Origin of the sequence: Paenibacillus sp. IHB B 3415, assembly GCF_000802655.2 — a bacterium.
GTDB classification, from domain to species: Bacteria; Bacillota; Bacilli; order Paenibacillales; family Paenibacillaceae; genus Paenibacillus_AQ; species Paenibacillus_AQ phytohabitans.
On sequence record NZ_JUEI01000063.1, the window covers coordinates 1 to 13,004 of the forward strand.

Here is a 13,004-nt window from a genome sequence, read left to right on the forward strand (position 1 = left end):
ACCGAAGGGTCCTGGGAGAGTAGGACGCCGCCAAGCACATGAGCCATTGTCGAGCAATCGACAATGGCTTTTTTGTTTATATATCTAGAAAAAGAGGGCAAATAAGCAGAAACAATAAATAAAACGCTTACAAACGAGTGACATTTTTGTTACCGACGTGTCGATAGTTCCAAGTATAATAGAAAAGTGCAAATATTAAGCAGAGGCCTTAATACGAATGAACTACAGATAAATTCTAACTTTGAATTTTCTTGCGTCTTTAGATGCATGGTAGAGGTAAGGAGGATTTAAGGTATGAAGCGAACCCAACCTTTATGGATATTAGTTATTCTTTGTATAGTTGGAGTTATGCTGGCCGGCTGCGGAACGAAGGAGCCGGCCTGGGAGACTTTTGACGGTGCGCTCAATGAGAAAAGCTTTCCCGTTCCTAAAGAAGCCAGTTCCCCCGACAGGACCACTACGAACGTGGCCATGGATTATGTAAGGTACTCTTTGCCCGGGCTGAAAGAGAAGAAGGGTGTACCTGAGCCTTATCTGGAGGAGATCAAGGCATGGGGATGGGAAGAGCAGAGTAATGAGGATTCTGGAAGCTCCCGCGTTTTTCAGAAGGAAGGACTTATTGTACACTTAACCGTGCATGATGGCTACTTCATTGTAATGATCCCGAAGGAAAAGAAAGTCACCACCAAAGGATTAAAGAGCAAATAAAAAAATCGCCGTCCGTATAGGGATGGCGATTTTTTTGTGTGGGATGCAAGTTGAATATGCGCCCGTATGTATGATCGCTTAAGATTATTGGGCGTAATAGGAGGCATCCGCCGTATTAAATTTCAGCATGCCGTCTTTCGCTTCGCTGCGTAGCCGCAGAAGGGTATACAGGCGGGGCAGCAGCAGCCATAGATGGCATATTACTAAAGATGCGGTAAATGCAGGCGGTGCCCAGACGATAAAGAGCGCTGTAATGCAGAGACCGATCCACAGGTTATGCATTTGTACTTTGCGGAAGATGCCATAGTTGATATATTGATCAGGCATATAACCGGGCCAAGGCAGGTGCAGGGACATTTTCCACCGTTTTACGATAGGGTGACCGGAGATCAGCAGAACTGAACGTGAAATAACATATTGAATCCACAGCATTACGGGTCCGGCAATAATCATGAACAGAATGCTTAGCCAGGATAGGAAAACGGTTTCCAGCACAAGGAACACAAAAGGAAGCGCAATATAGACCCGCAGCAGGGATGCGGAAATATTAATTTTTTTGATAAGCTTGTATTGATAGAATGTAGCAGCGCCTTTGGTGTTTGGTTCCATAAAGAAAATTCAGACCTCCTCACAAGTTCTCTTGTTATTAATATCGGCCTAACCGTGTGTTTTATTAAACCCGGGATCAGATACACCGAATAGGCATTAGGCGAATATATATATTTCAGGCTATGAAGGATTAGGAAAAAACTATGAAAAGGTTTAAAATGATAGAAGGTGTACCATACTGATCTTAAAAGAGTCAAGGTGGGATGAATATGGAACAGCAAACCGCACAGGCCTGCATCATCTGCGGGCAAGAAAAGGAAGAAGGCATTGTGATTGTCTCGCATTTCATCTGTGAAGATTGTGAGAGTGAGATGGTGCGCACAGAGGCTGAAGATGCCAAGTACCGTTTTTTCATTGGCCGGATGAAGAAAATCAATTTGCAGAAGAATGCTTAACCCGAGAGCAGCAGCAACGATTTACAAGTAAGTATATAAAGAGCGGGCGGTGGATGTGTGTCGCGTTGGCTGCAAATAAAAGAGTTCCTCTAACGGTTTCTCCGCCAGGGTCTGGTGTGGGAAGCCGTTTTGTTGTTTCTGGAAGACTTTGCGCATAATAATAGGCGTTTGGGTGTATTTGCGTTAAAATAGAAGGTAACCCCCAGGGAAGGAAGAACAAATGAACAATTTACAGCCTGGCAGGGCACCTGTATACGAAATGCTGGAACAATATAGACTTAAGGGTAATATATCTTATCATGTGCCGGGGCACAAGAATGGCGAAGCTTACCGGAATACCGGCGGTGCAGGGTATCTGGCTGACGTGATGCGCTATGATGCGACAGAGATTACCGGAACGGATGATCTTCATCATCCTGAAGGGGTAATTCAGGAGGCACAGGAGCTGGCAGCGGATTGTTTCGGCGCAGAGGAGAGCTTCTTTCTGGTTGGCGGCAGCACAGCGGGGAACCTTGCACTTATTCTGACCGTTTGCTATGAGCCGGGGATGCTGCTTATTCTTCAGCGTAATGTTCACAAATCTGTAATCCACGGACTGATGCTGGCCGGGGCACGTGCCGTGTTCCTGGAGCCGCAGATTGATTCTGGCAGCGGGCTTGCGGTTGCACCGGCGGCAGAAACGGTGCAGGCTGCACTGGCGGCTTATCCGGAGGCTGCCGCAGTACTGGTTACTATGCCGAATTACTACGGCATGGGCAGTGATCTTGCGCCCCTCGCGCAGGCCTGTCACGACAGCGGGATTCCGCTGCTGGTGGATGAGGCGCACGGGGCGCATTACGGCCAGCACCCGGCGCTTCCAGCCGGGGCGCTTGCCAGTGGCGCGGACGGCGTGGTGCAGTCCACGCATAAGATGCTGACGGCGCTGACGATGGGCGCCATGCTGCATGTGCAAGGGCCATGGCTCGACCGCGCGCTGCTTCGCCAGCGCCTCGCCATGGTGCAGAGCTCCAGCCCATCGTACCCCGTGATGGCTTCGCTCGATCTGGCCCGGCGGCTGCTGCACAGCCAGCGCGCCGATGCCTTCACGGCGGGGCGGCGGGGCTCGCCGCCGTGAACGTGCTGCGGCGCGGGCTGGCTTCGCTGCCGCGCTTTCAGCTGCTGCAGCCGGCCGGGCCGCTGCAGCGCACCTGCGGCGATGCTGACGCCGCAGAGACAGATACGCCGCCGCAGCGCGGGGCGGCGTACGGGACACAGGACCCCTTTAAGGTCGTCATTTATGACGCCGCCGGGGTCCTGGGGGGCTTCGAGCTGCAGCGCAGGCTCGAAGAAAGAGGGATCGTGCCGGAGATGAGCGACGACCGGCACGTGGTACTGGCCTTCAGCCTCGGCTCGAAGGCAGAGGATGCAGCGGTGCTGCTGGAGGCGCTGCGGGATATTGCGGCGCAGACAGCCTGCGGGGTGCCGCAGACGGACGGCACAGAAGCAGCCTGTGACTCCGGGGCCAAGTATGCTGCTGGTTCCGGCTCTGCTCTTGATGAGGCAGCAGGCGCTGGCCTTGTCGCTGCCTCTAGCCCTATCGCAGAATCTCAATCGGATCGCAGTTCCATGACCATACTGGCGGATGCATCATACAATAATGGGGAAGAGGCTATGTCAGCCTTTTCCAGCTCAAATTCCACGTGGAACAATTTCAGCGCATCGCTGATCTCAGCTCCGGTCCGGTTCTCCACGAAGCCGGTTGCCGCTGAGGAGACAGAGAGTATATCGCTTGAAGCAAGTGCGGGCAGGGTGGCGGCCGAAATGGTTATCCCCTATCCGCCCGGAATACCGCTGCTTTATCCCGGAGAGATCATAACAGAGTCCATATGCGGCAGGCTGGGCAGCCTCCGCGATGGCGGGGCTAAATTCCAGGCCTGTGCCGATCCCGCCTTACAGCATATTAAGGTATACAACATTCAGAAGGGCGGAGAAGTATAAGTGAAGCGAGAAGGTTTCTTCATTACTCTGGAGGGAGGCGACGGCTCCGGTAAAACAACCGTACTCGGCAGAGTAGCGGCTTATCTGCAGAATCATTCCATGCCCTACTTAATCACCCGCGAACCGGGCGGAATTGAAATCGCCGAGAAGATCCGCTCCATTATTCTGGACCCGGCCCATACGGCTATGGATGCCCGGACAGAAGCCCTGTTATACGCGGCAGCAAGAAGCCAGCATCTGGCGGAAGTAGTCGAGCCTGCACTGCAGGAGGGGATTACTGTGCTCTGCGACCGTTTTGTTGACAGCAGCCTGGTCTATCAGGGTTATGCAAGAGGACTTGGCATCGAGGAAGTGTGGGGAATTAACCGGTTCGCGACCGGCGGCAGGATGCCTGACCTTACCTTCTATCTTGATGTTGATCCTGAGGTGGGATTGTCTCGGATAGCAGCCAATCAGAACCGGGAAGTCAACCGTCTGGATCTGGAAAGCCTTGAATTTCACCAGAAGGTCAAGGCCGGTTATCAGCTCGTGGTGGATTCCGATCCGCAGCGGATTGTTGTACTAGATGCCAACCGCCCGATCCATATGGTGGAGCAGGACATTGTACAGACACTGAAAGACCGGATATTAAAGGATTTCTAAGAGGTTTTGTCAAATAAACAATAGAGGTATAATGATTACACACAGACCTGCAGCGGGCTGGCTGCTGCTGCGAGAAATTCTGTGATTACACAACATGCAGGAGGGGAAACGAAGATGAATTTGATCATTGCAATTATCCAAGACAAGGACAGCAACCGGCTATCCAGTGAACTAGTCAAAGCGAATTTCCGTGCAACCAAGCTGGCCAGTACAGGCGGATTTTTGCGGGCGGGCAACACCACTTTTCTGATTGGGGTAGATGATATTCAGGTTGATGCAGTACTGAGTGTAATCCGCAACAGCTGTAAAGTACGTGAACAATTGGTCACACCTGTAACACCGATGAGCGGTACGACAGATTCATATTTGCCTCTTCCCGTGGAAGTTCAAGTAGGCGGAGCTACAGTATTCGTCCTTCCGGTTGATCGTTTCGAGCATTACTAACGCATAATATAGCAATAAACCATAAGGGCGGTAGATACCTTTGAAGATCAACCCGGGCTACAGGCCCTTAAAAAGTGAATTGTCGACCACGGAAGCTGACCGGCGGCCTGTTCAGCAAAAGAACTTTACCGATGTATTTCAACAGCAAAGTGAGCAAAAAACAATAGATGAACTGAACCGCCAGATTAAAGATATCCAGCAGCAAGGTGACCGGCTATCCAAATCCATGACCGTCCGTGAACTGGCTATCTACCGGAACATGATCAAACGGTTCCTGGAGGAGACCGCCCGCCGCGGAGTGATCCTGAAGGAGACCAAGGGCTGGGACCGGCGCGGCCGGGGCAAACGCTACAAGCTGCTGGATGAAATTGATGCCGCTCTGCTGAATATGGCAGATGATCTGCTGGACAGTGAGCAGGGCCGGATTGATCTGCTCGGACGGGTCGGAGAGATCCGCGGACTGCTGATTAACCTTTCGTTCTGACAAACTTGGAGGAATATATGTCTTTTCATGAACTATTAGGCCAGGAGGATGCCAAGCGGCTGCTTCAAAATGCCTTACGCAAGGACGCTGTAAGTCATGCCTATCTGTTCACCGGCCCGCCAGGGAGCGGCCAGGTCAGAATGGCTATGACGTTCGCCCAAGCGATATTCTGCACGAAGTGCAAGGATGATGCCTGCGGGGAATGTCTGGAGTGCCGTAAGGTGGAGCATGGCAACCATCCCGATTTATCGTTGCTGCGGCCCGATGGGGCAAGTATCAAGATTGACCAGATCCGCGAACTTCAGCGTGTTTTTTCCTACCGCTCGGAAGGAATTAACCCGAAGGTTTATATTATAGAAGGAGCGGACAAAATGACGGTGCAAGCCGCCAACAGTCTGCTGAAATTTCTGGAGGAGCCTCCTGCTCCTGCGGTAGGAATTCTGATCTCTGATAACAGCAGTTCCCTGCTGTCGACGATCCAGTCCAGAACCCAGCGCATTCCGTTTAGTCCGCTTCATCCGGATATTATGCTTCAGGCGCTGTCCAGTGAAGGGGTTCCGGTGCCGCTGGCACGGTGCGCGGTATCACTGACTGCAGGTCTTGACGGCTGCAGGGAACTTTTGGCACAGAATTGGTTTGCAGAAATGAGAAATCTAGTGTTACAATTAGCAAAGGAGTCTTTGGGCAAAGGCAGCTCCGCAGTAGCAACTGCAGGGCAGAAGGTGTTCAAGACCGGGCTTGGTGAACATTTGGATATTCTATTCAGCATGTTTCACTTATGGTTCAAAGATATGCTCTACTTCCTGTACCGAAAGCACGAAAGTATCGTCTTCATAGATCAGTTAGACTTCATTTCCAAGGCTGCCCGTCAGCGGAGTACGGAACAATGGGTGGCTTACATGGAATTTGCGGTGGAGAGCAAGCGCAGGCTCCGCTCCAATACCAATACCCAGTTGTGTTTGGAGCAGTTCTTAATCCGGTTAGAAAGTTAACAGGCCGGGTTATTTATGATAGATCCTCCGGATAAACGCTTCAGCACCTGGAAGTACAGGTTTAACGGATGAGGAAGGACAAGCATGAATCATCTGGGAAGCAGGCTTGCTTAAGGATTCCTTTTACCGGCAAACAAGGGGGTTAATTTTTGTACAGCGTAGTAGGTGTCCGCTTCAAAAAAGCGGGTAAAATATATTATTTTGATCCACTTGATTTCCCGATTGAACGCGATCAATGCGTAATTGTTGAGACAGCAAGAGGGGTCGAATACGGTAAGGTTGTCGTTGGCAAAAAAGAGGTGCAGGAAGCAGATGTTGTACTGCCGCTCAAGAAGGTTATGCGTATTGCCGGTGAAACCGACGCACGTGTGGTCGAAGAGAACAAAGGTGCTGCAAAGGACGCTTTTACCACCTGTTTAAATAAAATCCGCGATCATGGCCTCAAAATGAAGCTCGTGGATGTGGAATTTACGTTTGACCGTAATAAGATCATCTTTTATTTCACTGCCGAGGGCCGCGTGGATTTCCGCGAACTGGTTAAGGACCTGGCAAGTATTTTCCGAACCCGCATCGAGCTCCGGCAAATTGGTGTGCGTGATGAAGCCAAGATGCTTGGCGGACTTGGACCTTGCGGACGGGTGCTCTGCTGCTCCTCCTGGCTGGGTGATTTCGAGCCGGTGTCCATCAAGATGGCCAAGGACCAGAATCTCTCGCTGAACCCGACCAAGATCTCGGGATTATGCGGACGGCTGATGTGTTGTCTGAAGTTTGAGCATGATAATTATGAGAGCACGAAGGAAGAAATGCCGGCGGTAGGCAAAATCGTCGTAACCTCACTGGGTGATGGCAAAGTAGTAGGTATTAATGCCGGAAGCCGCACGGTTCATGTGCAGTTGTTTGAAGTGGGCAAAGTTAAAGAACTTCCAATGGATGATGTTGTCGTCAAGTAAACCATTATAAGGTTACTTTCGGGGTGGAAACTTGGAGAAGAAAAATATATTTGCACACATGCAGGAGATGGAAGCGCAGATGGATGAAATGCGCGCCACTCTAGGAGATTGGAAACAGACGGTTAAAGAGCTGATGGAAGCAAATCAGAAGCTTAGTCTGGAGAATGAGCAGCTACGTATCATATTGAAAAGGGAAGCCCCTCTGGATAAGGCCGCGCTTTCTGCTGAGGCGGAGGCTATACTGGCTGCCGAAGGCAAAGAAGAGGTTGTCGGAGAAGGTTACGATAATCTGGCCAGACTGTACCATGAAGGTTTCCACATCTGCAATGTCTATTTCGGGCATTTGCGGACGGAAGGCGATTGTCTGTTCTGCCTTTCTTTTCTTAATAAATGAGGATATCCAGCCGTAGGAGATTTTCGCCTACGGTTTTTTTTGAATTTGGAGGAATGTACAATGACCCATTCGTTTAACGATACCCCGGTGCCTTTGCATAGTGCAGAGCGGATCGATGACTTGCTAACCCATGATCTGCGGATTATCCAGAGTGACGAAGTATTCAGCTTCTCTATGGATGCTGTGCTGCTGGCCCGATTCGCCAGTATACCGCCGCGCGGAAGAGTACTTGATCTATGCACCGGCAACGGAGTTATCCCTATGCTGCTGACCACGCGTACCAAAGCTTCTATTGAAGGGATAGAAATTCAGCCCCGTCTTGCCGACATGGCCCGGCGCAGTGTAGCTTTGAACAGGCTGGAGGAGCAGGTGCTGATCCATGAAGGTGATTTGCGGGAGCTGCATAATACCGCAGGGTATGGTGTATATGATGCAATAACGGTTAATCCCCCCTATATGCCGCTTAACGGGAGCGACCTGAAGCTGAATTCACATCAGGCCATGGCCCGTCATGAAATTGGCTGTACGCTGGAGGAGGTCATTCAGGCTTGTGTCCGGCTGGTCCGCACTGGAGGCAAAGTCAGTATGGTACATAAGCCGCAGCGTCTGGTGGATATCATCAGTCTAATGCGTAAGCACCGGCTGGAACCGAAGCTGATCCGCTTTGTACATCCCCGTGCGCATCTGGAGGCGAATATGGTACTGATTGAAGCGGCGCGCGACGGGAAGCCGGAGGTGCGTTTACAACCGCCTTTAATCGTATATAATGAGGACAATCAATACTGTCCTGAAATAATGGATATTTATTATGGGAACAAAGAGGATAACAGCCAATGACGATAACCTGCCAAAGCAGCTTTCAAAATAACAATGACGGAGCAAAGCCCGAAGGATGCGGCTGTTTGTATCTGGTAGCTACTCCTATCGGCAATCTGGAAGATATGACTTACCGCGCGGTGCGCACGCTGAAGGAATGCGATATTATTGCCGCAGAGGATACGAGACAGACGCGTAAATTACTGAGCCATTTTGAAATTACACCCTCCATGTTGTTCAGCTACCATGAGCATAATAAGGCGGCAAGCGGACCTGAATTGATACGCTATATAATAGAAGGTAAAAATTTAGCCCTTGTCAGCGATGCCGGCCTGCCGGCGATTTCAGACCCTGGAGCGGACCTGGTAGCACTGGCTGTAAGTCATCAAATTCCGGTAATTCCGATTCCCGGAGCTAACGCGGCGCTGTCAGCTTTGATTGCTTCGGGATTGCCTACCGCCAGCTTCACATTTATCGGTTTTCTGCCCAGAGAGCGTAAGGATATCCGGGCCGTTCTGGCACCTCTCCGCTCTGCACAGGGCACACTGCTCTTCTATGAGTCACCGCATCGTGTCGCTAAGACGCTGGTCCATTTGCAGGAAGCCTTCGGCAACCGCCGGGTTACACTGGCCCGTGAGCTGACCAAACGGTATGAGGAGTTTCTGCGCGGTACGATTGAAGAATGCTGTGCCTGGCTGGTGGAGCATCCTCCGCTTGGTGAGTACGTAATTGTGCTTGAGGGAGAGAGCAAAGAAGAGGCAGAGCTCGCCGAGTCTTCCTGGTGGCGGGAGCTGAGTATCGAAGCTCATGTAGCCCACTATGAAACCTCGGGCTTGCCGCGTAAGGACGCGATGAAAAAAGCGGCCTCTGACCGTGGCTTGGCCAAGCGTGATATTTATAATGCGCTGCTGGAGCGGGAATAAGGGGATAGAGTAACTGATCACGTTTATTGCAGTTAAGCTTCTGTTAGATAAACTCCGAAATAGCTCAGATGATTAGAATGCTTGATGAAATAATTGTATTCTGTACACTTATTTGGATATAATTATTCCTTATATTAGATATAGATGTAGTTTGTACATTTATATTTATGTAAAATGGATAATTTAGAGGATATGTATGGATATAATTGCATGAAATACAACTAAAATAATCAGACCTACGCTTTGGTATTATATAACTGTATAGAATGCAGTTATCCAGTTTTTCCAAGACCAATTATCCAATATTACACCTATGCTATCGCCCGAACGAAAGTCATTTGGCCGCGCTGACATAGCGATTCCCGCAGGGAGAGCGTGCTGTAGCACGAAGGTAACATGAAGGCAAATAACCAGTACGCACCAAAGTTGCTAATCGGCTCCGCCTTAAAGCGATTCCCGCAGGGAGAGCGGTTCCACACTCTAACGTCACTCAAGAGCGTAACCGCACGGCCGCCGCAAGAGCGAAGCGTGTGGCGGAACACTGCGCATGGCAAGGCCCTGAGGACGCACCTTCAGGGAGTCCGAAAAGGGCCGGTCCACCGCCTAACTTGGCTTCTTTCCGGCGCCATCTGCACAGTTAGCCAAGCTTCCGGGTGTCCAGAGGGCCGGGGCCCTTGGGGCCCTCCCTATAGGGAGGGTTTGGGAGGGGAAGAAGAATTTAATGTTCATGATTTAATGGTTATAATTTTATGGTTATAATTTTATGGTTATGAAATTAATGGCTAATGTTTAAATAGGATAAAGGGGTATCCGGGGAAAGTCCCCGAAAAAAGTGCAAAAAAATACCTCCCGCGCTAACGGGAGGCCAAGGAGATATAAAAAGGTTAGAATTAACAATTTGATTAGTTCCTATTATAACCTATTTGTTTTAGTTTGTCACAGGGGTAGGGATAGCAGAAATACATTCATGACAAACAATTTTACCTTTGAAATAGGTTACATTCTCAGCATTCCCGCAGAAAATGCAGGCAGGCTCATATTTCTTAAGCATGATCCGCTCACCGTCCACGTAAATTTCGAGCGCATCTTTTTCTCCAATACCCAGTGTGCGGCGCAATTCAATTGGAATAACGACCCGTCCAAGCTCATCTACCTTACGTACAATTCCTGTTGATTTCATCATTACAATCGTTGCTCCTCTCAATTATCAAAAGCGTCAATATTCGACATTGTTCACTGTTTTATGATATTTATCATACCAACCATTCCCAAAACAGTCAACCTTTTTTGAGGCGAATTTTAAGGAAACTTTGAAGGAAACATTCATACCGCCATTGGTTAGGCATATATCCCAAAAAGAACCTCGAAAATATTTGTCGATTTGTAAATTGCTAATTTGTCATAATTCGACAAAGTACGACAATATTTATTATTATAACTGTAATTCCACCCTATTTCTATGGATATTATTCAAAGGAGTTGATCTCATGAAGCAACCGCTGACAGAAGAGAAGGTATTTAAGGATCCGGTTCATAACTACATTCACGTCCAGGACACCATTATCTGGCGTCTGATTAACACCAAGGAGTTCCAGCGTCTGCGGCGCATCCGCCAGCTTGGCACCTCTTATCTGACTTTCCATGGCGCAGAACACAGCCGGTTTTCCCATTCGCTTGGTGTTTATGAAATTACCCGGCGGATTATATCGCAGTTTGAACGGAGCGGATATAAGGATTGGATGCCTGAGGAGAGTCTGCTTACCCTGTGTGCGGCGCTGCTGCATGATCTGGGACATGGCCCGTTTTCCCATTCTATAGAAGAAGCTTTTGAAATGGATCATGAGGACTGGACCTGCCGGATCATTCTGGAGGATACGGAAATCACCGCTATTCTGCGTGATGTAGCTGAGGATTTCCCTAATAAAGTAGCCTCTGTGATCTCCAAAACGTATGAGCATGAAATTGTTGTCAATTTGGTGTCGGGGCCGCTGGATGCGGACCGGATGGATTATCTTTTGCGTGATGCCTACTATACAGGAGTGAATTACGGAACCATTGACATTGACCGGATTCTGCGGATGCTGCGCCCCTATGACGGCCGGGTAGTTGTTAAAGAATCCGGCATGCATGCGATTGAGGATTACCTGATGTCACGTTATCAGATGTACTGGCAGGTCTATTTCCATCCGGTAACACGCAGCTCGGAAATTATTCTGCGCCAGATTCTCCGCAGAGCCAAGGAGCTGGTGCAGGGGGATTATGGTTTCCGGTTCATGATTGAGCCGCTCAGTGATTTGTTCCGCGGGGATGTAACGGTGGAGCAGTACCTGCTGCTGGACGAGGCTTTGATGCAGACAGCCTTCATGCAGTGGACGCTGGAGAAAGATGAAATTTTAAGCGACTTGTGCAGCCGATTTATTCATCGTAAACTGTATAAATATGTGGAGATGGAGCATCTGGATACAGAGACAATTGACGAAATCCGCCGCAGCTTTGCCGGTGCCGGACTGCGTGCTGATTATGATCTGGAAATCGATTTTCCGACAGATCTTCCTTATGATGTATTCCGTCCGGGGGATGCTTTTGACAGCAAACAGATTCTGCTTCTGGACCGCCATGATAAGCTGCGGGAGATCTCAGAGGTATCGGATATTGTACGCTCAATCAGCGGGATTCACCGAGGCAGATATCATCTCTATTTCCCGCAGGACAGGCTGCAGAAAGCCCTTCCACAGCTGCCGCCCTCCATCGCAGATATTTTTGCAAAATAACCTAAAATACTTGTAATTCATCATAGAAATCAAGGCGGAAAGGATGAAATATAATGCAGTTATTCGACACACATACCCATTTGGATGCTCCGCAATTCGACGAGGACCGCGAGGAGGTAATCGCCCGGGCGCTGGAGTCCGGAGTCAGTAAAATGATCAATATCGGCTTCAACCGGGAGACGATTCCGACAACGATGGAGCTTGCAGAGAAATATGATTATATTTATGCAGCGGTGGGCTGGCATCCCCAGGATGCATTCAGTATGAAGGAGGGCGACCTCGAATGGATCGCCTCGCTTTGCAGCCATCCCAAGGTAGTGGCCATCGGCGAGATCGGACTTGACTATTATTGGGACACTTCTCCTAAGGATGTACAGCATGAGGTATTCCGCAAGCAAATCGGCCTGGCACGTGAACTGAAGATGCCCATCTGTATCCATAACCGCGATGCCCACGAGGATGTAATCCGGATTCTGCGGGAGGAAAAAGCGGGTGAGGTTGGAGGGGTGATGCATTCGTTCTCCGGCAGCTGGGAAAGCGCTAAAATGTGTCTGGATCTCGGCTTCCATTTGTCCTTCGGGGGACCGATTACGTTTAAGAATGCCAGGGTGCCCAAAGAGGTGCTCGCCCAGACTCCGCTGGACCGGCTGCTGATCGAAACGGACTCCCCATATTTGACTCCGCACCCCTTCCGCGGCAAGCGAAATGAGACCGCACACGTAAGACTGGTAGCGGAGGCAGCGGCGGCAATAAAAGGGATTGATTTACAGGAATTGGCTGAAATTACGTATGCGAACGCACTGGAACGATTTGGAATTGTCTGAAAACGGGAGAAAAAGCGGTGAAAAATGAAGTATAGCCGATATATTAAACTTTTATAGTCTAAAAACGGCTGAATA

General features: G+C 49.7%; 14 protein-coding genes and 1 pseudogene. 13 read left to right on the forward strand and 2 right to left on the reverse strand.

Annotated elements, in window-relative coordinates:
- Positions 1-294: 294 nt before the first annotated feature.
- The gene (locus QW71_RS25360; RefSeq protein WP_039305704.1) at positions 295-708 is read left to right on the forward strand and encodes a hypothetical protein; all 414 of its coding nucleotides are present in this window, start codon (positions 295-297) and stop codon (positions 706-708) included.
- A gap of 84 nt (positions 709-792) precedes the next feature.
- On the opposite strand, the gene QW71_RS25365 is transcribed toward QW71_RS25360, so the two are convergent.
- On the reverse strand, positions 793-1,317 hold the full coding sequence (locus QW71_RS25365) for a hypothetical protein (RefSeq protein WP_039305707.1): 525 nt from the start codon (positions 1,315-1,317) through the stop codon (positions 793-795).
- Positions 1,318-1,526: 209 nt separating this feature from the next.
- On the opposite strand from QW71_RS25365, the gene QW71_RS25370 reads away from it, so the two are divergent.
- The 10 genes and pseudogenes from QW71_RS25370 to rsmI all read left to right on the forward strand — a co-directional run bounded on the left by QW71_RS25370 (position 1,527) and on the right by rsmI (position 9,334).
- Positions 1,527-1,712 (forward strand): sigma factor G inhibitor Gin, encoded by a 186-nt coding sequence (locus tag QW71_RS25370; RefSeq protein WP_039305710.1) that lies wholly within the window; start codon positions 1,527-1,529, stop codon positions 1,710-1,712.
- 220 nt (positions 1,713-1,932) lie between these two features.
- Positions 1,933-3,689 (forward strand): annotated as a pseudogene (locus QW71_RS37330) (aminotransferase class I/II-fold pyridoxal phosphate-dependent enzyme).
- Complete coding sequence (gene tmk, locus QW71_RS25380; RefSeq protein WP_039305713.1) at positions 3,690-4,331, forward strand: dTMP kinase; 642 nt, start codon at positions 3,690-3,692, stop codon at positions 4,329-4,331.
- Positions 4,332-4,445: 114 nt separating this feature from the next.
- Complete coding sequence (locus QW71_RS25385) at positions 4,446-4,775, forward strand: cyclic-di-AMP receptor (RefSeq protein WP_036723983.1); 330 nt, start codon at positions 4,446-4,448, stop codon at positions 4,773-4,775.
- Positions 4,776-4,815: 40 nt separating this feature from the next.
- Positions 4,816-5,259, forward strand: coding sequence for a YaaR family protein (locus QW71_RS25390; RefSeq protein ID WP_039305718.1), 444 nt, complete (start codon positions 4,816-4,818; stop codon positions 5,257-5,259).
- A 17-nt stretch (positions 5,260-5,276) separates the two neighbouring features.
- Complete coding sequence (holB, locus tag QW71_RS25395; RefSeq protein ID WP_039305723.1) at positions 5,277-6,251, forward strand: DNA polymerase III subunit delta'; 975 nt, start codon at positions 5,277-5,279, stop codon at positions 6,249-6,251.
- A 149-nt stretch (positions 6,252-6,400) separates the two neighbouring features.
- Positions 6,401-7,201, forward strand: a complete 801-nt coding sequence (locus tag QW71_RS25400) for a stage 0 sporulation family protein (RefSeq protein WP_039305726.1) — start codon at positions 6,401-6,403, stop codon at positions 7,199-7,201.
- A gap of 31 nt (positions 7,202-7,232) precedes the next feature.
- Positions 7,233-7,595 carry a DNA replication initiation control protein YabA gene (gene yabA / locus QW71_RS25405; RefSeq protein ID WP_039305729.1) on the forward strand — a complete coding sequence of 121 codons (363 nt, stop codon included), beginning with the start codon at positions 7,233-7,235 and terminating at the stop codon, positions 7,593-7,595.
- A gap of 60 nt (positions 7,596-7,655) precedes the next feature.
- Positions 7,656-8,432 carry a tRNA1(Val) (adenine(37)-N6)-methyltransferase gene (locus QW71_RS25410; RefSeq protein WP_039305733.1) on the forward strand — a complete coding sequence of 259 codons (777 nt, stop codon included), beginning with the start codon at positions 7,656-7,658 and terminating at the stop codon, positions 8,430-8,432.
- Positions 8,429-9,334: a 16S rRNA (cytidine(1402)-2'-O)-methyltransferase gene (rsmI, locus tag QW71_RS25415; RefSeq protein WP_039305735.1), complete on the forward strand. Its 906-nt coding sequence runs from the start codon at positions 8,429-8,431 to the stop codon at positions 9,332-9,334. The genes QW71_RS25410 and rsmI overlap by 4 nt, the downstream gene beginning before the upstream one ends.
- 928 nt (positions 9,335-10,262) lie before the next feature.
- Here rsmI and QW71_RS25425 read toward each other — a convergent pair.
- Positions 10,263-10,517: an AbrB/MazE/SpoVT family DNA-binding domain-containing protein gene (locus QW71_RS25425; protein ID WP_019914502.1), complete on the reverse strand. Its 255-nt coding sequence runs from the start codon at positions 10,515-10,517 to the stop codon at positions 10,263-10,265.
- A gap of 304 nt (positions 10,518-10,821) precedes the next feature.
- Between QW71_RS25425 and QW71_RS25430 the strand changes: the two genes are divergently transcribed.
- Positions 10,822-12,105 carry an HD domain-containing protein gene (locus tag QW71_RS25430; protein WP_039305742.1) on the forward strand — a complete coding sequence of 428 codons (1,284 nt, stop codon included), beginning with the start codon at positions 10,822-10,824 and terminating at the stop codon, positions 12,103-12,105.
- Positions 12,106-12,158: 53 nt separating this feature from the next.
- Positions 12,159-12,929, forward strand: a complete 771-nt coding sequence (locus QW71_RS25435) for a TatD family hydrolase (RefSeq protein WP_039305744.1) — start codon at positions 12,159-12,161, stop codon at positions 12,927-12,929.
- Positions 12,930-13,004 lie beyond the last annotated feature (75 nt).

Excerpts from the sequence above, each read along its gene's own strand:
- QW71_RS25360 (WP_039305704.1), top strand. The coding sequence starts at position 295 with ATGAAGCGAACCCAACCTTTATGGATATTAGTTATTCTTTGTATAGTT.
- QW71_RS25370 (WP_039305710.1), top strand. The coding sequence starts at position 1,527 with ATGGAACAGCAAACCGCACAGGCCTGCATCATCTGCGGGCAAGAAAAG.
- QW71_RS25385 (WP_036723983.1), top strand. The coding sequence starts at position 4,446 with ATGAATTTGATCATTGCAATTATCCAAGACAAGGACAGCAACCGGCTA.
- QW71_RS25430 (WP_039305742.1), top strand. The coding sequence starts at position 10,822 with ATGAAGCAACCGCTGACAGAAGAGAAGGTATTTAAGGATCCGGTTCAT.
- QW71_RS25410 (WP_039305733.1), top strand. The coding sequence starts at position 7,656 with ATGACCCATTCGTTTAACGATACCCCGGTGCCTTTGCATAGTGCAGAG.
- QW71_RS25435 (WP_039305744.1), top strand. The coding sequence starts at position 12,159 with ATGCAGTTATTCGACACACATACCCATTTGGATGCTCCGCAATTCGAC.
- QW71_RS25425 (WP_019914502.1), bottom strand. The coding sequence starts at position 10,517 with ATGATGAAATCAACAGGAATTGTACGTAAGGTAGATGAGCTTGGACGG.
- QW71_RS25365 (WP_039305707.1), bottom strand. The coding sequence starts at position 1,317 with ATGGAACCAAACACCAAAGGCGCTGCTACATTCTATCAATACAAGCTT.
- holB (WP_039305723.1), top strand. The coding sequence starts at position 5,277 with ATGTCTTTTCATGAACTATTAGGCCAGGAGGATGCCAAGCGGCTGCTT.
- rsmI (WP_039305735.1), top strand. The coding sequence starts at position 8,429 with ATGACGATAACCTGCCAAAGCAGCTTTCAAAATAACAATGACGGAGCA.